We start from the raw sequence: 20,241 nt of genomic DNA on the forward strand, positions 1-20,241 counted from the left end.
TTTTTATGCCCGGAAAACCGGCTTACGAGGGGTGTTGAATGCCTGCTGATGAACTGTCGGGCTTGCGGGACAAAGTATCCGAGCACGGCGAGGAACTTGCTGCTCTGCGTGAATGGAAGGCTGGCATCGCTGTGCGGATGGATACCTTCATCACGAAGACCGAGTTCACCGTGGTGAAGATCCTCGTCTATTCGATTGCCGGCACGACTTTGACCGCTGTCTTATCAGCCCTGCTCGCAAAGGTGATCGTGAAATGAGTCCTGCAGACCGGAACCAGATCTTGATTGGAGGTGCCTACGCCGTGACGCTTATCGTTAGCGCCGCAACGTTCCTGTACATCGCGCTTGTCGGCGGCAATCCCTATCATGCCGGCCCGGCTGCAGCGTTCGATGAAGGCGGCACGCCGCGCGCTTCGTTTCACCGCGGCGAGTGGATGTATGTGCGGCGCAATGTATGTCTTGACCGCGACATCTACGCCGAGCAGTCGCCGTCGCTATACGACGTGAATCGCAAGGCATACATCGCGCTGCGCGGCACCGCCACGCTGGCGAAGGCGGGGTGCGCCGTGCGCAGCTCAGCGTTCGAGATCCCCGCAACGCTTCCGCCTGGTGACTACGAGTATCGCAACGTGTCGCGCTTCCAAAACAACTTGGTCGGGCGCGACGAGAGCAACGTCTATCCGCCCATCCGCATCACGGTGACCGAATGACCGAATTGACCGAACCTGTGGCGTCGCATGACGGCGTCCACATCGAGCAGGCATATTTCCTCCGTGCGAAGCATCTGCCGTGGGTCTGCGTGATCCTGCTCTTCGGCGCGCTCTGCACGGGCGTCGCTGGCGTATTCGCTGGCAGCACGATGCAGGCGAGCAAGAACGAGCAGAACCTGAGCGACTTGAACGACAAGCTCGCTGCGCAAAAGCTCGAGTATGAGCAGCGGCTCGGCAAACAGTCGGCGCAATACGCCATCGACGTGAACAACTTTGCGGACGCGATTGCGAAGTTTGGCGAAGCGCTCGACAAGATGGACGCGAAGAACGACCGACGCGCCGCGGAGCGCGAGCGCGCGCAGGCTGCTGCCATCGCTGCGGCACAGAAGGCGGCCGTCGCTGCCGCCGTGACCGCGCAGAAGACCGAGCAGATCCTCGTCAAGACCGACGCCGTGCAGCAGCAGGCGACTGAAGCTGCATCAGCTGCGAAGGCCACCGAGAAAAAACTCGACACCGCAACGCATCCGACAGCCGCAGTCCCGCCGACGCCATGGGCGGGTAACCGCCGCTAGACCACCACGCTTTCACATCCAACCCGGCCGCGCGCCGGGTTTTTCATTTCTGGAGGGCATATGCCTCTGATCCCGTTCACCCAAGTTCGTCTCACGCTCGCCGATGGGTGGCAGAAGTTGCATAAGCGCGGCACCGTCATCGCTGGCGCAGCGTTCACCGCGCTCGCTGGCGCCGGACCGCTCATCGCTCAGGCGTGGTCCGGCATGCCGCACGAGCTGCGCGACGTCATTCCGCAGAACGTCCAGCAGTGGATTGCATACACGCTCTTCGGTCTGAGCTTTATCGCGATCCGCTACACGTCACTGCACCGCGTGCCGGCCGATAGCGAGGCGCGGCAATGAGCTGGCTCGCCGCTGTTCTCGCGCTGTTCAAGCCAAAGCAGCAGGGCGGTGGTTACCAGCCCTTGCCGACGCCTGAGCCGCTTCCTCCGCCACCTGCGCCCGCGCCTTCCGCGCCCGCCGTATCTCTGTCGTCCCGACTCCCGACGATGACGCCGCAGAACGAGATGGTTCTCGTCGACGAGTTGCGCCGCGACGAGGGCGTGCGATACACCCGCTACCTCGACTCGAAGGGTATTCCGACTACCGGCGTGGGGCACAACCTGAACGCGAAGCCGCTGCCGGCCGGGTGGACCTATCCGCTCTCGGACAGCCAGGTCGATCAGCTGCTTGAGGACGACCTAGACGACGTGTACGTCGACCTGGACCGCAACCTGTCGTGGTGGCGTGCGCTTGACGATGTCCGGCAGCGGGTCATCGCGAACATGTGCTTCAACATGGGAATCGGACGTCTGCTCGGGTTCACGAAGACGCTCGCCGCGGCGCGCACGGCGAACTATTCGACGGCCGCCGCTGAGATGCTCGATTCGAAGTGGGCGCGCGAAGACGTCGGCATTGGCACGGCCGCGAAGCCGGGCCGCGCGCTGCGCCTCGCCAACATGATGAGGGACGGGAAATGATTGAACTCGTGATGAAACTTGGGCCATGGATCGTCGCTGGCCTAGTGGGCGCGTGGGCGGTTCTCACGCACATGAACGCCAAAGCGACGGTCGCCGATACGAGGCAGCAGGCGCAATCAGCCGTCGCGGCCGCCAAGGCACAGCAGCAAGTAGCCGAAGACAACCTCAACGCTCGCAAGACGGCGGATGTGCAAGCCGACGCCGACGCGGCAAAAACTGCGGCAGTCGCCGCGCAGGAGAGAACCGATGTGGAAAACAATCAGGCGCGTCTCGACGATGACGCTGCTCGCGATGAGCTTCTCAAGCTGCTCCACGGCTCCGGTGCAGACAACCCCGGAACAGGTCAAAGAGGTGCCGGGCCCGCTTAGGTTGATCGACAACAGCTGCTTGTATTTCAAGCCCGAGACGCCAACCGATGCCGACGTGCGGGCGATGTCTCGACCGTTCCTTGACCAGGTGACGGCGAATCTTAAAATGGGCATCGCGCACTGCGGCTGGAAGTTAGGCGACCGAAAGTAACGCCGTCTAGAATGCCGCTGTATGTCTTTGATTCTATTAGTGCCGTGTTGTGCATTTCAGGGCATGCGATTTCGTGCGGAAAACGAACCTAAGTGGATGACAGGAAAGAGAAAAGCGCGAAAACGCCTAATTACATGCCATGTAATTGGCGAGCCTCACGCGCGCTCCTACTCTCTCATCATCGCGGTGCAGCCATGTTGGCTGCACCGTTCGAGAACAAGGAGCCTCTCATGTCGAACCATACCGTTCATACGATTCAAACCGCCCCCGAGCAATCGAAGCCTGTGCTCGAACGCCTGCAACGAACCTTCGGCCTCGTGCCGAACATCGCGGGCGCGATGGCTGCATCGCCCACGCTGATCAATGGCTTCATCGGCTTGTTCGAGCGCGTGCACGCGAGCAGGCTCAGCGAGCCGCAGATTCAGACGCTGCTGCTCACCAACGCGGTGACGAACCGCAGCGAATGGGCCGCCGCGTTTCATACGGCGCTCGCGTTGCAACAGGGCGTGAGCCGCGCCGATGTCGATGCCATCCGCGAAGCACGCTTGCCCGCCGATGTAAACCTCGCCGCGCTCTCGGCGCTGGCGCGCACGCTCATCGACAAGCGCGGCCGGATCGATCGCGCCGACGAAGAGCGTTTCATCGATGCCGGCTTCAGCGCCGCGCAGATGCTCGATGTAATCGCGGTCGTGGCGGCATCGACCATTACGAACTACACCGGTAGCGTCACGCAACCGCCGCTCGAAGCGCAGTTCGCCGAGTATGCGTGGCAAGCGCCGACACGTTGAGGAAGGCACATGACGGCAGCCGCTCACGCCGAGAAAAGTCGAACGTCGAACGCTATCGGCGACCTGCTGCGTTACTGGCGCGATGTGCGCGGCGTGAGTCAGCTCGGCTTGTCGCTGGACGCGGGCGTATCGCAGCGGCAGATTAGCTTCATCGAAAGCGGCCGCAGCGTGCCGGGCCGGCAGACTGTACTCGATCTTGCCGAGACGCTCGACGTGCCGCTGCGCGAGCGCAATGCGCTGTTGCTTGCAGCAGGCTACGCGCCGCTCTACTCCGATGCGCCGTGGAACGCCGAAGAGATGCAGGGCGTCGTGCGCGCGCTCGAACGCGTGTTGCGTCAGCACGAGCCTTATCCCGCCATCGTCATGGACCGGCATTGGAACGTGCTGATGACCAACGCTGCCGCGCCGCGCTTCTTCAATCGTTTCATCGATATGTCCGAGCGCACGGGGCCGCGCAACATGCTGCATCTGATGTTCGATCCGCTGGGCATGCGCCCGTTCATCGCGGACTGGGATAACGTCGCGCGCAGTCTCTTGCAACGCGTGCATCGCGAAGCAGTAGGGCAGTTTGTCGATGAAGGCACGCGTAATCTCTTCGATGCCTTGCTCGCTTATCCCGATGTGCCGCGCGACTGGCGCTCGCGGGAAGTATCGCGCGGCGCTTCCGCGTTGCCGGTCGTGCCGCTCGGCTTCGTTTTCGAAGGTACGGTGCTTGACTACTTCTCGATGGTGACGACGGTCGGCACGCCGCGAACCATCGCCGCGCAGGAGTTGCGCATCGAGTGTCTCTTTCCCGCCGACGATGCAACGGAAGCGCGGCATTTGGCGACGTTCTCGACATAGGCGCTTGCAGCGCATAGAGTGCTTCATTCGACTCTATGAAGGAGAAACGTATGACGACCACGGACAAGGTTGCACTGATCACGGCGGCGGGCAAGGGCATGGGCGCGGCCATCGCGAAGGAACTCGCGGCCAACGGCTACAAAGTCGCGCTGATGTCGCCTTCGGGCAGCGCCGTTACGCTCGCGGAGCAGTTGAACGGCTTCGGCATGACGGGTTCGGTGGCGCAGGACGCGGATATCGAAAAGTTCGTGCAAGGTACGCTCGAAAAATACGGCCGCATCGATGCCGTGGTGAACAACACGGGGCATCCGCCCAAAGGCGATCTCCTCGCACTCGACGACGCCAAATGGCACGAAGGCCTCGACCTCATCATCCTCAACGTGGTGCGTGTGCTGCGCCGCGTGACGCCGGTGTTTCAGAAGCAGGGCGGCGGCGCCGTCGTCAATATTTCGAGCTTCGCAGCGGTGGCGCCGGAGCCGGTGATGCCGGTTTCATCGGCGTTGCGTGCGGCGTTGAGCGCATTCACGCGCCTCTATGCGGAGCGGCACGCGGCGGAAAACATTCGCATCAATTCCGTGCTGCCGGGGTTTATCGATAGCTGGCCGGAAACGCCGGAGATCGTCGCACGCATTCCGGCAGGGCGCTTCGGTAAGACCGAAGAGATTGCGAAGACCGTGGCGTTTCTATTGTCGGACGGCGCGGGCTATATCACCGGACAGAACATCCGCGTCGATGGGGGAATCGTTCGGGCGCTTTGAATGCGATGCCCTGTGTCCGGCGTCGCTTCGTGTGGCCGTGATCTCAAGGCGCGATGGCGTCCGCCGTTTCCTGATCCCAATACGGCGGCAGCGCCTTATAAGGATTCGAACCGGCAAGCGACGTGACATACACGCCGCCCGCGCCATGTGTCTTCGCATACTGAACGACGCCCGGCAACTGCGCGGCCGTTGCGCCATACACCATATGCACGAAGCGGTTCTTCGGATACGCGGCTTGCCAGCTCATCGGTTGATAGCGCGCGTAACTCTTGACCGTGCTTTCGAAGACCACGAACTGATCGGCGGTCGGCAGGCTCGCATAAAGCTCGGGAACGTTCGTTCCCGGGTTACCCATGACCGAGTATGTCGACTTCAATCCCTTGATGTAGTTGTAGATGGACTGATAGAACTGGACGTGCGACATCTGGCTATCGGCCGTCATCTCGTCGATGAAAAAGCCATCGACCTTATAAAGCGTCACGTACGCGTTGATGTCCGCCACGACCGCCGAAAGCGAGCGCTTTGCATACGACGTCGATACATAGCCAATCACCTTGCCGCCCGCCGCATGAAGTCGTGTTACGGCGGCGGCATAGGCGACGTCTTCCTTGATACCGGGACCGCTGTTCGGATTCAGAATGGCCGTGGTCGGAACCTTGCGCGCGGTGGCGGTCAAGCTGTTCCAGTTCGAGACGCTGCTCGTGGCATTGAAATACGAGGGGATGACGACGCTGGTGGCCGTGTTGACCGTGTTGACCGTGTTGGCCGTATTGACCGTTGTGGCCGCGAAGGCCGTGCTAGCGGTGCCCAACAAGGCGGCGAGAGGCATTGCCCACTTCAGACAGTTCAAGCATTTCAAAGCTGCGTTCAGCATTAAGCCTCCTGACGCGGTCATTCAAGCCGCTGTCTTTTGGCCCGCCGCACAGACGGCGGGCAACTGGCAATTTCTCGTCAAGAAAGTCCCTTTAGTTTTGCGTCGCCGGATCACTCCGGTTTTGCCCCTCTCCCCTAACGGCAGGCTTTGAGATTTCTTTAGCGTAATAAAAGGAATCTTTGGCATCGCTTGATGACGCTTGGACGACTCGTTATCTCTCAGCGCGTCGCCAAACGTTTGCCTTAAAGTTCTATTGAACATGGTCGTTAATGCCTAGCAACGTGCACTGGTTTTTTCGATGCATAAGCGGTCTTGAGCGGCTAAAGGTCATGTGCTATCGTGCGCGCCCTTGGCATTTAAGCAAAAAAATATTGCTTCGCGACCCGCGCAACGCGGGCTTTGCGTAGCGCGATTGCGGCTGGCCGAATGAGCTTGCGGTGACGATTTCCTCAAGGCGATGTCCTTGAGAAAAGCGCGCTGCACTCGTATAAAAATCAAACGGGGAAAAGATCTTGCCGATGGAGAAGTGGACCCGGGCACGCGCCGGTATGTTCTCTTGCGCGCGTGCGGAACGGGCGCCTGAACGTTTCGTGATGCGCGTATTGGCAGCCGTTCTGTTGAGCACGGCGGGCCTTGATCCGTTCATCGCTTATGCGCAAGCAGCGGCGCTGCAGTCCAATGCGCCGCGCGCTTCACAGTCCGCTGCATCTCAACCCAATATCGCTTTCTATTACGCGGCGAATCCGCCTGTCGATCAATTGCAGGCATTCGACGCAGTGGTCATCGACCCGGTAGCGGGCTTCGATCCGTCCATGCATCCGCTCGCGCATACGACATGGATCGCGCGTAGTCAAAGCGGCAATGCCGCTGAAATCGAAGCGCTGTGGCAGCGTGGTTATCGCGGACTTTTCCTCGATACGCCAATCGCTCTTGCCGCAGCCCTTCGAATTCATGCGGCGCATCCGGACGCGCGTCTTATCGCTGGCGGCGAGAACATTGCGCAAAGCGCGCTGCCCTATGCAAGAGCGCTATACGCGGTTGTCGGCGAATCGCTGATTCGCGGTATAGACGAAAGTGGTCAGTTCACGGAAGTTCCTGAAGCGTTGCGCGCACGGCGCATGGCGGCGGCGCGCGAATTCACGCAGCAGAGCGGCGTGCCGGTCGTGTCGATCGAGTATTGCAATCGCAACGACCGGCAGTGCGCGCGCGATACAGCGAGCCGCGTCGTGTCCGCAGGCATGCTGCCTTACGTGACGAGCAAGGCGCGCGATGTGGTCGGCATCGGCAAGATAGAAGTGCTGCCGCGCAAGATTCTCGTCGTGCAGGACCGCGATACCAAGGACCCGCTCGATTTAAGCGCGGGGGTGCGTGACCTCGCCACGCCGCTCAATTACATGGGCTACGACGTCGAGTACGCCGACTTTTCGTCGCGCTTGCCGGATAACATCACACCCGACCGTTACGCAGGCGTGGTCGCATGGATTCAGCGCGGCGCGGTGCCCGATGCACAAGTCTGGCAACGATGGGTTGCCGCGCGCATGGCGGATCACATTCCTGTCGCGTTTCTCGGTCAGTTCGGTTTCGATGCAGCCGGTTCCGCTGGCGCCGCGCTCGATCTGCAACCGGTCGGCGGAACGTTCGCGGGGCCCGTCACGGTCGTCAAGAGCGATCCGATGATCGGCTTCGAGATCAGCCCGAAACCGGAACCGCGCGATCTGCAAGGCGTGCGCGTGGGTCCGCGCAGTCAAGCTTTGTTGCGCGTCTCGGCAAGCGGAGCAGAGGTGGACCAAGTCGCGCTCACGCCGTGGGGCGGGTACGCGCTGAGTCCTTACACAGTCGTATCGTTGGACAGTATCGAACAGGAACGCTGGGCCATTCAACCGATGGCCTTCATGAAGGCGGCGCTGCATCTGCAAGACATGCCCGCGCCGAGCGTGACGACGGAAAACGGCCGACGCCTTTTCATGTCGCACGTGGATGGCGATGGCTTCGCCTCACGCGCGGAATTCCCCGGTCCCGACTACTCGGGCGAAGCGTTGTATCAGCAGATTTTCACGCGCTATCAAGTGCCGATGACGCTCTCCGTCATCGAAGGCGAAGTCGGTCCTGCCGGTCTGCATCCGGATATCTCGCCCCGTCTGGAAGCCATCGCGCGCAAGATGTTCGCGCTGCCGCATGTCGAGATCGGCACGCATACGTACTCGCATCCGTTTCAGTGGGAACAGGTTGACAGCAAGGGCGCGCAGATGGATCGCGGCGGTGGCGACGCGGCGTTCTCGTTGAATATCCCGGGATATCGCTTCAATATCGATCGTGAGATCACGGGCTCGATCGACTATATCAACTCGCGTCTTGCACCTGCCGGCAAGAAGACCGTGCTCCTGCAATGGTCTGGTGACTGCCGTCCGCCTGGCTTCGTCGTGCGCAAGGTGGCCGAGGCGGGCGTCTACAACTTCAATGGCGGCGATACGGTCATCACGAAGTCGGCCAATAGCTGGACCAATATCGCGCCGGTCGGTGTGGACAAGGGACCCGGCGCATATCAGGTCTATGCGCCGAATCAAGACGAGAACGTCTATACCAACGACTGGCAAGGTCCATTCTATGGCTTCACGCGCGTGCTGGAAACGTTCGCGATGACCGAGCGTCCGCAGCGCTTCAAGCCGATCGACATCTATTACCACATGTATAGCGGCACCAAGGTGGCGTCGCTGCGCGCGTTGGATCAGATCTTTTCGACGACACTCAAGCAGCCGGTGATGCCGGTCTATGTGAGCGAGTACATCCGCAAGGTGCTTGACTGGCATACCTTCGCGGTGGCAAAAGACATCGATTCGAAGTCCGGTCAATGGCTCGTGCGCGGCAATGGCGAAGTGCGCGAATTGCACTGGCCGCAAGCGGCAAAGCCATCGGTCGATGATGCTTCGGGCGTCACGGGTTTCGCGCCGGGGCCTGACGGTACTTACATCCATATCGATAACGGCAGTGCGCGTTTTGCCATGGGCGGTACAACGACCGCGCCGTATATCGAAGAGGCAAATGGTTTCGTGCGCAACTTTCGCCGCACGCCGCAAGGCATGCAGTTCGAATTTGCCGGCCACTATCAGCCGTTCGTCAAGGTAGCGAACGCGCAGCAGTGCAAGGTTCGCGTCAACGGTCAAAGCGTTGCTGTCCGACGCGATGGCGATTTCCTGCGCTTCGACACGTCGGCCGACGTCGGATCTATCTTGAACTACAAGCCGGTCGAGGTCGCCTGTGCTCGTTAATCGCCCTCGTATTGCGCCAACGTGGCTCGTGATGTTGCTCGCGGGCGTCGTGTTGATCACGCTATGGTTCATGCATCCGCGTGGCGGATTGCGCAACCGCTTGACATCCACCGATGCACCGAGCGATCTCAGCATCGCTTATCTTGAAGCGTGGCTGCGCGTGCAGCCCGGCAACACGGAGATTCTCTCGGTGCTCGGCACGCAATACGTGCGTCTCGGGCGCGATGAAGATGCGCGTCGCATTGCTGACCGCATGGCCGCCGCGCCTGGTGACGAGCTTCATCGCGCCGCACAGTTGCTGCGCCTGACCGTGGATACGCGCGAGACCTTCGCATTGCCCGCGAACGATCCGGGCCGCGAGGCCGCGCTGGTTCGCCTGCGCACGCAACTGACCAACGCGGCGGCGCTGTCGTGGTCGAATGCGGACTTGCAAATGCTGGCCGAAGCGGCTGCATCCGCAAATGCGCAACAGCTTGCGGGGCAGCTCTATGCGCGGCTTGCCGTGCAGGACCCGGCACAACAGACGCGCTGGAATCGCGAAGTGGTGCGCTTTGCCATGTATGGCGGCGACTATCGCGGCGCGGCGGAAGGCTGGTTCCGTTTGCAAGCGAAGGCACCCACGTTCGATACGAAGCGTGATTGCTTCATCAACGGCATTCGCGCGCTACAGTCGGGCAATCTGCTCGATGAAGCGCTTGGCGCCGCGAAGGAACATGGCGCGGCGTTCGCGCACGATCACGCGACGCTTGTCGTGCTGCTGAATCTGGCGCGCGCGGCGCATCGGCCGGACCTCGTGGATCGTTATGCAAAGGCGCTCGCAGGGTATGCGCAAGCGCAGCCAACGGATAAAGACGGCGCGCTACGGCTGGTCGCGTATCTTCGCGAGCGCGCATCACAGAAAGAATATGCGTACATGGATGGTTCGCAGCCGATGCATGCACGCCGTCACGATGTGCATGTCGTTCGTGTTGCCACGCCTGCATCGGCTCCGAGCGCCACGGACGATGTCCCGGGTCTCCTGTATCAATCGTTCCTCGAATCGAACGACTTGCAGAACGCACAGCGCGTCGCGAGCGAACAGGTCGAGAAGAATCCCGGCTCGACGGTGTGGACGAAGCGGCTCGCTCAAGTATCCGAATGGAATCACGCGTCGCCGCTCGCGCTCAAGATGTGGCTCGCTTACGCGCAAGCCACGCACGACCCGGAAGGCTGGAAAAACGTCATGCGTCTGGCTCCGATGCTCAACGACGACAACGCGTATCTCGCCGCGTTGATCCAGGCATCGAATGCCGCACCCGCCGATCTCAAGCTGCTCGACTCGGTCGTCGCGGCATACGAACGTCTCGGCCGTCCGGACGATGCACTGGCGTTCCTGCGCACCCGTCAGCGCACGATATCGAACGAGGCCATCGTTTTGCGGCTCGGCCAACTTGCGGAACGCTCGGGCCACGACGATGAAGCGCTCGCCGCTTATCGCGCGCTGAACAAGCGCAATCTGGCGAACACGCAATACGCATTGCGCACCGCGAGCCTTTTGTATCGTCATGGCGACTACAAGGGTGCGCTCGATGCCTTGCTCGCTGCACGCCAAGGCGCCAGGAACGATGACATTCTGTTTTGGCGCAACGCGGCGCAACTGGCGCGTCTCCTGCAACGCGATGACATCGCCAACGACGCGTACAAGCATCTGCTTGCAAGCGGCGAGGCCACGTCCGAAGACTTGAGCGCCATGACGTACTTCTACGACGCTTATCCAGTCGATGCCGCTCGCACCTCGGAGTTGCAGTATCGCCGCGATCGTTCGCCGCGCTCGCTGGAAAGCGCAGTCCACTATTACACCGATGCCGAGCAATACGATCGCGCCGATGCATTGCTCAAAAGCCTGAGCCCGGAGCAACTCGCCGTTGCGTCCGAGTCGCCGTCGTTCCTGCGCATTCGCGCCGAATACTATCGACAGACGAACCGTCCGCTCAATGCGCTCGCCGATCTTCAACATGCCGTCACGCTGCCGGGTGCCGCGCTCGACTTGCGCGCGGCATTGCTCTGGACGCTCGTCGACTACGGCACGGATGCGCAATTGCACGACGCGCTCAAGCCATGGCGCGATACGCCCGCGCAAGAGCCCGCGTTGTGGGGCCCGCTCGCTGCTGCCTATATGCGCTTGAACAAGCCTGAAGCCGCGCTCAAGTACTTGCGTCTGCAAGCGGCGTCCGCATCGCGTGATCCGCTGTGGCAGTTGAGCTATGCCGAAGCGCAAGAGATGGCGGGACGCAGCGACCTCGCATGGTCCATTCGCCGCAATGTCTGGCGCCAGATGCAGGACGAGGAAGCGGCCGTTCGCGCGAACACGGCGGTGGGAAAGAACATCGTGCAGACGCACCAGTCGCAAGGCAGTGAAGTGCGTGAACAACTGCAAGGCCGGCGCGTGACGCTGGCATCGATATTCGAGAACGCGGATGTATCGAAGGCATTGCTGATCGACCTGCTCGCAACCGATGCCGGGCGCAACGACGACACCGCCGCACGCCGCACCTTGTTGGGCGATACGGCCGGTCTTCCCGCTGCGCAATTGGAGGCATCGAACGCGAATGCATCTCCGAAAGAGACACAACTGACCTCGTCCGTTGCACGCGATGTCGCGCTTGCCTGGGCCATGTCGCACGAAGCGAATCCGTTGGCGAAGCGCTGGCTCGCGCGTCAATACGCCGACGTGCTGGTTCAGCCTTCGGAGCAGTTGATCGCCATTGCGCTTGCCGACAACGACAAGCCCGCGATGGAACGTCTTCTCGATGATCAGAAGGCGCGCCTGCCGATCTATGACCGTATCGATGCATCGATCGCGGTGGATCGTCCGGGCGATGCACAAAAGCTCGCGTTTCAAGGCCTCGAAGATGCGCCCTATGACGACGAACTTCATGGCCGCCTCGTGCAGACCTCACTGACGTGGCCGCAATCGCTCGATGCAAGCGTCACGAGTTATGTCGAACATCCGCTCGATTACATCGAGCAGACGCTTGGCGGCAGCCTCAAGATCGCGGACAAATACATGATCGGCGTAAAGGGCGTTCAACGCTTCCAGCATTCGACGGATTCATCGCAACTCACCGATGTCCCTTCGGTGGATCGCTCGTTGGAAGTCTTCGCGCGCCGCCAGACTTACGACACGGCGTTCATGGTCACCGTGGGCCGCCGCGAAGCGCTCGACAGTTTTTACAGCGTATCGGCGGGTGCCGAATGGGGCCGAAATTCCGCTTTGTCGCTCGCCGTGAAGGCGGGCTACAACCAGACCGCACGCGAGTCGCAAGTGTTGCAAGTGGGCGGTGTGAAGGACAACGTCGCAGGCACCGTGATGTATCGCGCGACGGAAAGCCTCTATGCCACGGGCACGGTCGAAGCCGATCGCTTCTATAGCCAGGCGCGTAACTATCTCGGTAGCGGCGTGCTGTCGGCGGGCGAGATCGGTTATCGCATTCGCACGAACTATCCGGACTACACGCTGCGCCTGATGGGCGCGCATGGCGGATACGGCGCAAGTGGCGCCGCCGATGGCCTGATCTCGCGCCTCATTCCGGTGACCGCCGGTCCGGTGAGTGCGGCGAGCTTCATTCCGCAAAGCTACTCGCAATACGGCCTGTTCTTCGGTTTCGGCAACAATCTGCTCGATCAATACACGCGCGCATGGCGGCCATTCTTCGATGCAGGCGTGCTGCACGACTCGAATCAGGGCTGGGGACCGTCCATCAGTCTTGGCCTCGCGGGCACTGTGTTCGGCGGCGATCATGCGGCGCTTTACTTCTCGCATCAGCGTGTGTCGCGTCTCGGTACGCCGGTCACGCAAATCGGTGCGCGCTATAGCTGGTTTTATTGAAACGATTCTGGATCCACGGAAGGGGAAGCAACATGCACGGTATCAAACGACTCGCGCGTTCAGGCGCATGGTGTGTGGCGGCAACCGCGCTCGCGCTTGCAATGAGCGCATGCGGAACGGTGCGTCAGACGGCCGGCCCGACGCTCACGCATGGCGACAAGGTGGCTGTCGTGTCCATCGCCAACTACACGGACACGCCGGATGCGGGCAAGAGCGCAGAATCCATCGCGGCGAATACGCTGCGCGCAGGCGGTGTCGGTGATGTACGTATCGCTCCCGCCGATACCAACCGCAACGCGCTCTTCGATAACGCGCAACGCGGCGATGGCGACAAGTCGCTCGAATGGGCACGCTCGCAAAACGCGCGCTATGTGCTGACGGGCGCGGTCGAGGAATGGCGCTACAAGACCGGCGTAGATGGCGAACCGGTAGTGGGCGTGACCTTCGAACTGATCGATGTCGCGAACGGCTCGGTCGTCTGGAGCGCAACGGGAACGCGTACGGGCTGGAGCCGCTCGGCATTGTCGAGTGTGGCGACCACTTTGATCGGCAATGTGCTGTCGCCGTTGCAAGCGCGCCAGTAAGTCGCCGATCAAGCTTGCCCGCCTGCCGCCGAGATACAGGATGCAGGTTGATACGAAATAAGCACGAGACAAGAAAAGGAAATGGCCGTGAATACCGCAGCCGTCGAAACCAACCCGGGCGCCGCCAAGCGCCACGCGCATCCGTTCGGCAATCTGGGCCGCGTGCGCCGCTTTCTCGCGCCCGCGGTGGCGCGGCCCTTCGCTATCGTCGAAAGCGTCGCGCTGATGCTTATCATGCTGTCTGTCGCGCGCTGGCTTCAGCATGACGATCCCTTACTCGTGCGCGGCGGCTTTCCGTGGCTATGGATGGTGCCGCTGCTCGTCGCGTTGCGCTACGGTACGCTGCTTGGCTTGCTGTCCAGCTCCATCATGTTCGGTGTGTGGGAGTTGTTCTATCCGCCGGGCGGCACGTTTCCCGCGTTGTATTTCGCGGGCGGTCTTTGTCAGACGATCCTTGCCGGTCATTTCGGCGATACGTGGGGCAGCCGCGCGGAACGTGCATCGTCGCTGAACGATTATCTGAACGACCGCCTCGTTGCGTTGACCAACAGTCACTACTTGCTGCGTCTTTCGCATGAGCGGCTTGAGAAGGATCTGCTGTCGCGTCCGACGACGTTGCGCGATTCGATCACCGAGTTGCGGCGGCTTTCCGTCGCCGGCGACACGGCGAAGAACGATTCATCGATGCGCGGCGCGGATGGCCTGCTCGAGTTCATCGCGCAAGCATGTCAAATTGAAGTGGCCGCGCTTTTTCCGGTGCATCGCGGCAAACTGGGCATGGAGCCGATCGCCCAACTCGGCGATGCCTTCACGCTCAAGCTCGACGATGAACTCGTCATGCATGCGCTCGCCACGCAAAACGTCGCGCACCTGAAGAACGTCGATTCGACCGTGCCGGTCAGCGAGTATCTCGTCTGCGCGCCGCTGGTATCCGCCGATGGCGAATTGCGTGCGTTGCTCGTCATCAAGCGCATGCCGTTCCTGTCGCTCAACTTCGACAATCTGCAACTCCTGCTGGTGCTGTTGGGTTACTACGCCGATGGCGTGGCGCACGCGTCCTTCGTGCAGCGCATTGTCGATCAGGTACCCGATTGTCCGCATGAATTCGCGCTCGATCTCGGCCGTCTGACGCGTCTGCAGAAGAAAGCGGGCGTGGCTTCCTCGCTGGTCGCGCTCGTGTTTCCGCGCGATGAAGAAGGCGATGAACTCTTCGAACACGTCATACGCCGCCGCCGTTCGCTCGACGTCATGTGGCCCCTGCAGACGCCGCGGCAATCCGTGCTGCTCAATCTCATGCCCGCAACGGATACGACCGGCATCGACGGCTATCTCGCGCGTATCGAAGCAAGTCTGAAAGCGCAGTTCAATACCGACCTCGAAGGCGCGCGCGTTGGCGTGCATACGCTGCATCTCGGAGGCGAGGAACCTGGCGCGGCGCTCAAGCGTCTTCTCAAGCGAAGTGGCCTCGATGTCTAAAGGGTCCTCACTCCTCCTCGGCGCGCTCGCGGCTATCGTCGCGGGAATCGTGCAATACCTTGCGATTGCGAGCCTGATGCAGGCGCCGGGCGCGTTCGATCCGCTCATGCGCTTCCTGGCTTGGCAGGCCGCAGCGGGTCTGGCCGAAGCCATTGCGTTTCGCGCCTGGTTGCCGCGGAACTATCGCGAGCCGCTTGCTTGGTCGTTGCTCTCGTTGTGGCTTGCGTGCACGTTCGTACCGCTCTTGGGTGGCGTCGTGGTGCTCGTGAGCTGTATCTGGGCAGCGCTCTTTCCCGCGCTCAAGGAAAGCGGCGAACTCGACGATGTCGCGCGTCCCAAGTTCGTCACGTATCTGGTATCGCGCGTTCAGCATGGCGGCGGCGCGCGCTTGCAGGCACGTCTTGCGAACACGCAGGTGGCATCGACGGATCGACTGTCCGCGCTGGTTGCCATTCAGAGCATGCCGACCCGCACCACCGGCACCTTGCTGCGCGACTTGCTCGCCGATCCCCTGGAAGATATTCGCCTGATTGCATACGGCACGTTGGACCATGCCGAGAACGAGATCATGCAGAAAATCTTCAGAACGAGCAAAACGCTCGAAGCAACCGAGAAGCCTGCCGAGCGTCACGCGCTGAATCGACTGCTTGCCGAACTCTACTTCGAGCTCGTGTACCAGAATCTCGTGCAAGGCGCGGTCTATAAGCACACGCTGCAGCAAGCCGACCGCTACGCGCAGGCCGCGCTTGAAACCGATTCATCGGATGCCGCACTGTGGCTCATTCGCGGACGTCTGGCGCTTGCAAGCGGCTTGCCCGATGAAGCGCATGAACACATTGGCCGCGCGCTCGAGCTCGGCTTTCCGCGCGAACGTCTCGTTCCCTGGCTTGCCGAAGCGGACTTTCTGCGCGGCGAATATTCACGCGTGGCGAACCTTCTGGCGACGCTCGGCAATGCCGCTTCGTTGCCCACGCTCAAACCGGTTGTGAAGTACTGGTCATGATGAAAGAACTCCCGATCCGCCGCGCCGCCGATGCCGATGTCTGCCTTCTCCTCGAAGGCACGTTCCCGTTCGTGCGCGGCGGCGTATCGAGCTGGGTCAACGAGATGATCCGCTCTTACCCCGACACACGCTTCGCGATCGTCTTCATAGGCAGCCAGAAGTCGGATTATGCGGGCGTCGCTTATGCATTGCCCGACAACGTCGTGCATATCGAAACGCATTACCTGTACGAGCCGACCACGGCGGATTTCACGCCGCGCGCGGCCGCTGGCGACAGCGCCGCATTCGTGCGCTCGCAGCAGCTGCACGACACCTTGCGCGACCCGCGTAACGGCCGCGATGCTGGCGCGTTGCTCGCCGACATGATCCCGATGATCGGCACGAGCGGCGCGCTCAACGAAGAGCAGTTCCTCACGAGTCGCGCGGCGTGGCATACCATCGTCGATCAATACGAGCAGTTCTGCACGGACCCGTCCTTTACCGATTACTTCTGGACCGTGCGTATCATGCACAAGCCGCTGTGGCAGCTTGCGCGCGTGGCGGAGCAGTTGTTGCCGGCCAAGGTTTATCACACGGTATCGACGGGATATAGCGGCTTTCTCGGCGCGTTGATGCACTACCGTACCGGACGGCCCTTGCTGATCTCCGAGCATGGCATCTATACGAAGGAACGCAAGATCGACTTGCTGCAAAGCCAGTGGATTCGCGACAACCGCGGTGTGTTCGAACGCGACATCTCGCGGGTGAGTTACTTCCGCGAACTGTGGGTGCGTTTCTTCGAAGCGATCGGCAAGCTTGCCTACGACGCCGCCGACGATATCGTCGCGCTCTACGAAGCGAATCGCCAGCGTCAGGTGACGGACGGTGCGCGTGCCGAGCGCACGCAGTGTATCCCCAACGGCATCGACGTCGATGCGCTCGGGCCGCTCGTCGCGCAACGCAAGCCGCGTTCGAATCGCGTGGTTGCGCTGATCGGACGCGTGGTGCCGATCAAGGACATCAAGACTTTCATTCGCGCGATCTTCATCGCGTCGCGCAGCATGCCGGACCTGGAAGGCTGGATCATCGGACCGGAAGAAGAAGATCCCGCTTATGCGCTCGAATGCCGCGCATTGGTGGAGAGTCTCGGCTTGAGCCGCAATCTCAGGTTTCTCGGCTTTCAGCGTATTGACGACATGCTGCCGCAAGTCGATGTCATCGCACTGACCTCGATCAGCGAAGCGCTGCCGCTCGTGGTGCTCGAAGGTTTCGCAGCGGGCGTGCCGGCCATCACGACGGATGTCGGGTCGTGCCGCCAATTGATCGAAGGCGTGGATGAGGAAGATCGCGCGCTCGGATCGGCGGGCGGCGTCGTGCAGCTTGCGGACCCGGCCGCGTTCGCGCAGGCCGTGCTGTCCTTGCTCGCGGATGAAACGCGCTGGCAAGCCGCACAACAAGCCGGTCTCGCACGCGTGCGCCGCTATTACACGAAGAAGCAGATGATCGACCGTTATCGCGCGCTGTATGACCGTCTGTCGGCACTGCCGGATCGCGCGCGCAGCGGCATGTCGGCCAGCGCCGCGCAATGCCCGATGCATCATCACAAACCGGCAGGCGCCGCGAAAGAGCCGCTTGCATCGCAGGAGTCACGCTGATGGCCGGCATTGGTTTCGAATTGCGCAAGATCATGCGCCGCGACACGCTCGCGGGCGTGGCGCGCGCGTATGCCTATGCAGGGTTGATCAGTTCAGGTCCGCTCATTCTGTCGATCTTCGGCATTTTGATCATCGGGCTCATCAGCCTGGCTTCAGTCATACCGAAGTTTGCGATCGTGCAGTTTCAGGTGTCGGTAACATATTTGATCGCGCTTAGTCTGATATTGACAGGACCGTTGCAACTCTCGTTCACGCGCTTCATTTCCGACCGCTTGTTCGAGAAGCGCGATGACCTCGTGCTGTCCAATTACAACGGCGTCGTGCTCGTGTCTTCGGCTCTTTCGAGCGTGGTTGCGGTCGTTGCGATGTTGCTGGGCTTTCGTGAAGAGCCGATCGTCTATCGCCTGTTGATGATTACCGGCTTCGTCGTGGTCAGCAATATCTGGATCGCGGTGATCTTTCTGTCGAGCGTGAAGCAGTATCGGCAGATTCTTTACGTGTTTGCCGTGGGTTATGCGTGCGTCGTTTGTCTTGCGCTCGCACTGAACGGCTATGGACTCATCGGTTTGCTGGGCGGCTTCGTGGCCGGCCATATTGTCTTGCTGGCGGGTTTGTCGGGCTTGATTTACCGTAACTATCGCAGCGAGCGCTTCGTGTCGTTCGAAGTGTTCGAAGGACGTTATGCCTATCCTAGTCTTGCGCTCGTCGGCTTGCTGTTCAATATCGGCGTGTGGCTCGACAAGTTCATGTTCTGGTATGCGCCGGGCACGGGTACGCGAGTCATTGGGCCGCTGAATGCATCGGTGATCTACGACATCCCCATTTTTATCGCTTACGTATGCGTGATGCCGGGCATGGCGACGTTCCTCGTGCGTATCGAAGCGGACTTCGTCGAATACTACGACGCGTTCTACGACGCCGTGCGCAGCGGCGCGACGCTGCGCCATATCAGCGAGATGCGCGACATGATGGTGGGCAGCGTGCGTGCCGGGCTCTATGAAATCATCAAGGTGCAGACGGTGGTGCTGCTGCTGATCGTTGCGTTCGGTGAGCGCGTGCTGGGCTTGCTCGGCATCTCGCCCTTGTATATGCCGCTTTTGGTCGTCGATGTCGTGTCCGCGAGTCTGCAAGTGCTGCTGCTCGGCCTGCTCAACGTCTTCTTCTATCTCGATGGACGACGCACCGTCATGAAGCTCACCGGCGCGTTCGTTCTGTTGAGTGGCCTTTTTACGGGCATTACGTTGCGGCTCGGACCGGATTTCTACGGCTATGGGTTCGCACTGGCGTTGCTCGTCGTCGTGGTGGCCGCCGTGAAGGTGCTCGACCGCAAGTTCCTGTCTCTCGAATACGAGACTTACATGCTGCGCGGCTGAGTGGCTTAACGACATGAACAAAATCGTCCGACGATCTGGCCTGCGCGCATTGCTGCATTTCGCGAGAATCGCCGCCTTCGGGGCGATGGTGACTGCCGCGCACGCGCAAACGCCATCGGTCGCGCTGTATTACGGCGCAAATCCGCCTGTCGAGGAACTCACCGGTTTCGATGTCGTCGTAGTCGAGCCCGATGCACATTTCGATCCGCAAGCTCATGCGGATGCGCACACGGCGTGGTTTGCTTACGTGAGCATCGGCGAAGTGAATCCGCATCGCGCTTACTTCAAGGCAATTCCGTCTGCGTGGATGCCTGGCGTGAATCAGGCGTGGGCGTCGCATGTGGTGGATCAAACGGCGGCGCAATGGCCGGCGTTCGTCGTGAACAAGGTTATCGCACCGTTGTGGAAGAAGGGTTATCGCGGCTTCTTTCTCGATACGCTCGATTCGTATCAGCTGATCGCCACGACCGATGCCGCGCGTGCGGCACAGGAAGCGGGACTCGTGCGCGTCATTCGCGCCATCAAGGCGCGTTATCCGGAAGCGAAGCTGATCTTCAATCGCGGCTTTGAAGTACTGCCTCAAGTGCATGAATCAGCCTGGATGGTCGCGTTCGAATCGCTGTATCGCGGCTGGGATGCAGGCAAGCAACGCTATACGGAAGTACCGCAGGCCGACCGCGACTGGTTGCTGATGCAGGCCACGACCATACGCGATCGATACCATCTGCCGGTCCTTTCGATCGACTATTGCGCACCCGCCGATGCCGATTGCAAGGCCGCGACGGCCGCACGCATCGCGGCCGACGGCATCGTGCCCTATGTCACCGACGGCGCGCTCGCCACGGTAGGTACAGGAGCGCCACCAGCGAATTGAACGCAACGAAGAACAACATCATCTGAGAGAGCAAAGCCATGTTTGGCATCGTCGGCGCCGTACCCAACGCGATATCGTTCCCATATTGATCGAAGGGCTGCACGGATGTGGATAAGCCGCGGACTCTGGCAAAGTCGGTCA

Annotated in this window: 17 protein-coding genes, 1 pseudogene and 1 riboswitch; of the genes and pseudogenes, 16 read left to right on the forward strand and 2 right to left on the reverse strand. The window is 61.1% G+C overall.

Annotation, left to right across the window (positions count from 1 at the left end; all coding sequences use genetic code 11):
* The first annotated feature begins 38 nt into the window (after window positions 1-38).
* Genes P9292_RS14160 through P9292_RS14180 form a run of 5 tightly spaced genes read left to right on the forward strand, consistent with a single transcriptional unit; the run spans window position 39 to window position 2,240 of the window.
* Window positions 39-257, forward strand: a complete 219-nt coding sequence (locus tag P9292_RS14160) for a hypothetical protein (RefSeq protein ID WP_309848302.1) — start codon at window positions 39-41, stop codon at window positions 255-257.
* Window positions 258-301: 44 nt separating this feature from the next.
* Window positions 302-709, forward strand: a complete 408-nt coding sequence (locus tag P9292_RS14165) for a hypothetical protein (protein WP_309848303.1) — start codon at window positions 302-304, stop codon at window positions 707-709.
* On the forward strand, window positions 706-1,281 hold the full coding sequence (locus P9292_RS14170) for a hypothetical protein (protein ID WP_309848304.1): 576 nt from the start codon (window positions 706-708) through the stop codon (window positions 1,279-1,281). Before P9292_RS14165 ends, P9292_RS14170 begins: the two co-directional genes overlap by 4 nt.
* Before the next feature lie 60 nt (window positions 1,282-1,341).
* A complete protein-coding gene (locus P9292_RS14175; protein ID WP_309959617.1) occupies window positions 1,342-1,623 on the forward strand; it encodes a hypothetical protein in 282 nt (93 codons plus the stop codon).
* Entirely contained in the window at window positions 1,620-2,240 is a 621-nt protein-coding gene (locus P9292_RS14180; protein ID WP_309959619.1) for a glycoside hydrolase family protein, read from the forward strand. The genes P9292_RS14175 and P9292_RS14180 overlap by 4 nt, the downstream gene beginning before the upstream one ends.
* A 116-nt stretch (window positions 2,241-2,356) precedes the next feature.
* Here P9292_RS14180 and P9292_RS14185 read toward each other — a convergent pair whose 3' ends face one another.
* Window positions 2,357-2,638 (reverse strand): hypothetical protein, encoded by a 282-nt coding sequence (locus P9292_RS14185; RefSeq protein WP_309959621.1) that lies wholly within the window; start codon window positions 2,636-2,638, stop codon window positions 2,357-2,359.
* Window positions 2,639-2,989: 351 nt separating this feature from the next.
* Between P9292_RS14185 and P9292_RS14190 the strand changes: the two genes are divergently transcribed.
* The 3 genes from P9292_RS14190 to P9292_RS14200 are packed head-to-tail and all read left to right on the forward strand — an operon-like array spanning window position 2,990 to window position 5,148.
* The gene (locus tag P9292_RS14190; RefSeq protein WP_309959622.1) at window positions 2,990-3,547 is read left to right on the forward strand and encodes a carboxymuconolactone decarboxylase family protein; all 558 of its coding nucleotides are present in this window, start codon (window positions 2,990-2,992) and stop codon (window positions 3,545-3,547) included.
* A gap of 9 nt (window positions 3,548-3,556) precedes the next feature.
* Window positions 3,557-4,390 carry a helix-turn-helix transcriptional regulator gene (locus P9292_RS14195; RefSeq protein WP_309959624.1) on the forward strand — a complete coding sequence of 278 codons (834 nt, stop codon included), beginning with the start codon at window positions 3,557-3,559 and terminating at the stop codon, window positions 4,388-4,390.
* A gap of 50 nt (window positions 4,391-4,440) precedes the next feature.
* Window positions 4,441-5,148, forward strand: coding sequence for an SDR family oxidoreductase (locus tag P9292_RS14200; protein ID WP_309848310.1), 708 nt, complete (start codon window positions 4,441-4,443; stop codon window positions 5,146-5,148).
* Between the two features lie 43 nt (window positions 5,149-5,191).
* On the opposite strand, the gene P9292_RS14205 is transcribed toward P9292_RS14200, so the two are convergent.
* The gene (locus P9292_RS14205; RefSeq protein WP_309959626.1) at window positions 5,192-5,977 is read right to left on the reverse strand and encodes a spherulation-specific family 4 protein; all 786 of its coding nucleotides are present in this window, start codon (window positions 5,975-5,977) and stop codon (window positions 5,192-5,194) included.
* 100 nt (window positions 5,978-6,077) lie between these two features.
* Window positions 6,078-6,158: riboswitch (cyclic di-GMP riboswitch) on the reverse strand.
* A gap of 382 nt (window positions 6,159-6,540) precedes the next feature.
* Between P9292_RS14205 and P9292_RS14210 the strand changes: the two genes are divergently transcribed.
* From P9292_RS14210 to P9292_RS14245, 8 genes and pseudogenes are all read left to right on the forward strand, one after another.
* Entirely contained in the window at window positions 6,541-9,288 is a 2,748-nt protein-coding gene (locus P9292_RS14210; RefSeq protein WP_309959628.1) for a sugar ABC transporter, read from the forward strand.
* The gene (locus tag P9292_RS14215) at window positions 9,278-13,156 is read left to right on the forward strand and encodes a tetratricopeptide repeat protein (protein WP_309959630.1); all 3,879 of its coding nucleotides are present in this window, start codon (window positions 9,278-9,280) and stop codon (window positions 13,154-13,156) included. Before P9292_RS14210 ends, P9292_RS14215 begins: the two co-directional genes overlap by 11 nt.
* A 32-nt stretch (window positions 13,157-13,188) precedes the next feature.
* Window positions 13,189-13,740, forward strand: coding sequence for a penicillin-binding protein activator LpoB (locus P9292_RS14220; RefSeq protein ID WP_309959632.1), 552 nt, complete (start codon window positions 13,189-13,191; stop codon window positions 13,738-13,740).
* Between the two features lie 87 nt (window positions 13,741-13,827).
* Window positions 13,828-15,216 (forward strand): PelD GGDEF domain-containing protein, encoded by a 1,389-nt coding sequence (locus P9292_RS14225; protein ID WP_250492983.1) that lies wholly within the window; start codon window positions 13,828-13,830, stop codon window positions 15,214-15,216.
* Complete coding sequence (locus P9292_RS14230) at window positions 15,209-16,219, forward strand: hypothetical protein (RefSeq protein ID WP_309959635.1); 1,011 nt, start codon at window positions 15,209-15,211, stop codon at window positions 16,217-16,219. The genes P9292_RS14225 and P9292_RS14230 overlap by 8 nt, the downstream gene beginning before the upstream one ends.
* Window positions 16,216-17,853, forward strand: a complete 1,638-nt coding sequence (pelF, locus tag P9292_RS14235; RefSeq protein WP_250467606.1) for a GT4 family glycosyltransferase PelF — start codon at window positions 16,216-16,218, stop codon at window positions 17,851-17,853. Before P9292_RS14230 ends, pelF begins: the two co-directional genes overlap by 4 nt.
* The gene (gene pelG, locus P9292_RS14240) at window positions 17,853-19,226 is read left to right on the forward strand and encodes an exopolysaccharide Pel transporter PelG (RefSeq protein WP_309959638.1); all 1,374 of its coding nucleotides are present in this window, start codon (window positions 17,853-17,855) and stop codon (window positions 19,224-19,226) included. The genes pelF and pelG overlap by 1 nt, the downstream gene beginning before the upstream one ends.
* A 13-nt stretch (window positions 19,227-19,239) precedes the next feature.
* Window positions 19,240-20,082 (forward strand): annotated as a pseudogene (locus P9292_RS14245) (endo alpha-1,4 polygalactosaminidase); the annotation flags it as partial.
* Between the last annotated feature and the right edge of the window lie 159 nt (window positions 20,083-20,241).

Origin of the sequence: Caballeronia sp. LZ001, from assembly GCF_031450875.1 — a bacterium.
In the GTDB taxonomy this organism is placed as follows: Bacteria; Pseudomonadota; Gammaproteobacteria; order Burkholderiales; family Burkholderiaceae; genus Caballeronia.

What these genes read in the sequence shown, in the direction of transcription:
- P9292_RS14160 (WP_309848302.1), top strand. Translation starts at nt 39, where the DNA reads ATGCCTGCTGATGAACTGTCGGGCTTGCGGGACAAAGTATCCGAGCAC.
- P9292_RS14190 (WP_309959622.1), top strand. Translation starts at nt 2,990, where the DNA reads ATGTCGAACCATACCGTTCATACGATTCAAACCGCCCCCGAGCAATCG.
- P9292_RS14230 (WP_309959635.1), top strand. Translation starts at nt 15,209, where the DNA reads ATGTCTAAAGGGTCCTCACTCCTCCTCGGCGCGCTCGCGGCTATCGTC.
- P9292_RS14195 (WP_309959624.1), top strand. Translation starts at nt 3,557, where the DNA reads ATGACGGCAGCCGCTCACGCCGAGAAAAGTCGAACGTCGAACGCTATC.
- P9292_RS14205 (WP_309959626.1), bottom strand. Translation starts at nt 5,977, where the DNA reads ATGCCTCTCGCCGCCTTGTTGGGCACCGCTAGCACGGCCTTCGCGGCC.
- P9292_RS14220 (WP_309959632.1), top strand. Translation starts at nt 13,189, where the DNA reads ATGCACGGTATCAAACGACTCGCGCGTTCAGGCGCATGGTGTGTGGCG.
- P9292_RS14180 (WP_309959619.1), top strand. Translation starts at nt 1,620, where the DNA reads ATGAGCTGGCTCGCCGCTGTTCTCGCGCTGTTCAAGCCAAAGCAGCAG.
- P9292_RS14210 (WP_309959628.1), top strand. Translation starts at nt 6,541, where the DNA reads ATGGAGAAGTGGACCCGGGCACGCGCCGGTATGTTCTCTTGCGCGCGT.
- P9292_RS14200 (WP_309848310.1), top strand. Translation starts at nt 4,441, where the DNA reads ATGACGACCACGGACAAGGTTGCACTGATCACGGCGGCGGGCAAGGGC.
- pelF (WP_250467606.1), top strand. Translation starts at nt 16,216, where the DNA reads ATGATGAAAGAACTCCCGATCCGCCGCGCCGCCGATGCCGATGTCTGC.
- pelG (WP_309959638.1), top strand. Translation starts at nt 17,853, where the DNA reads ATGGCCGGCATTGGTTTCGAATTGCGCAAGATCATGCGCCGCGACACG.
- P9292_RS14170 (WP_309848304.1), top strand. Translation starts at nt 706, where the DNA reads ATGACCGAATTGACCGAACCTGTGGCGTCGCATGACGGCGTCCACATC.
- P9292_RS14175 (WP_309959617.1), top strand. Translation starts at nt 1,342, where the DNA reads ATGCCTCTGATCCCGTTCACCCAAGTTCGTCTCACGCTCGCCGATGGG.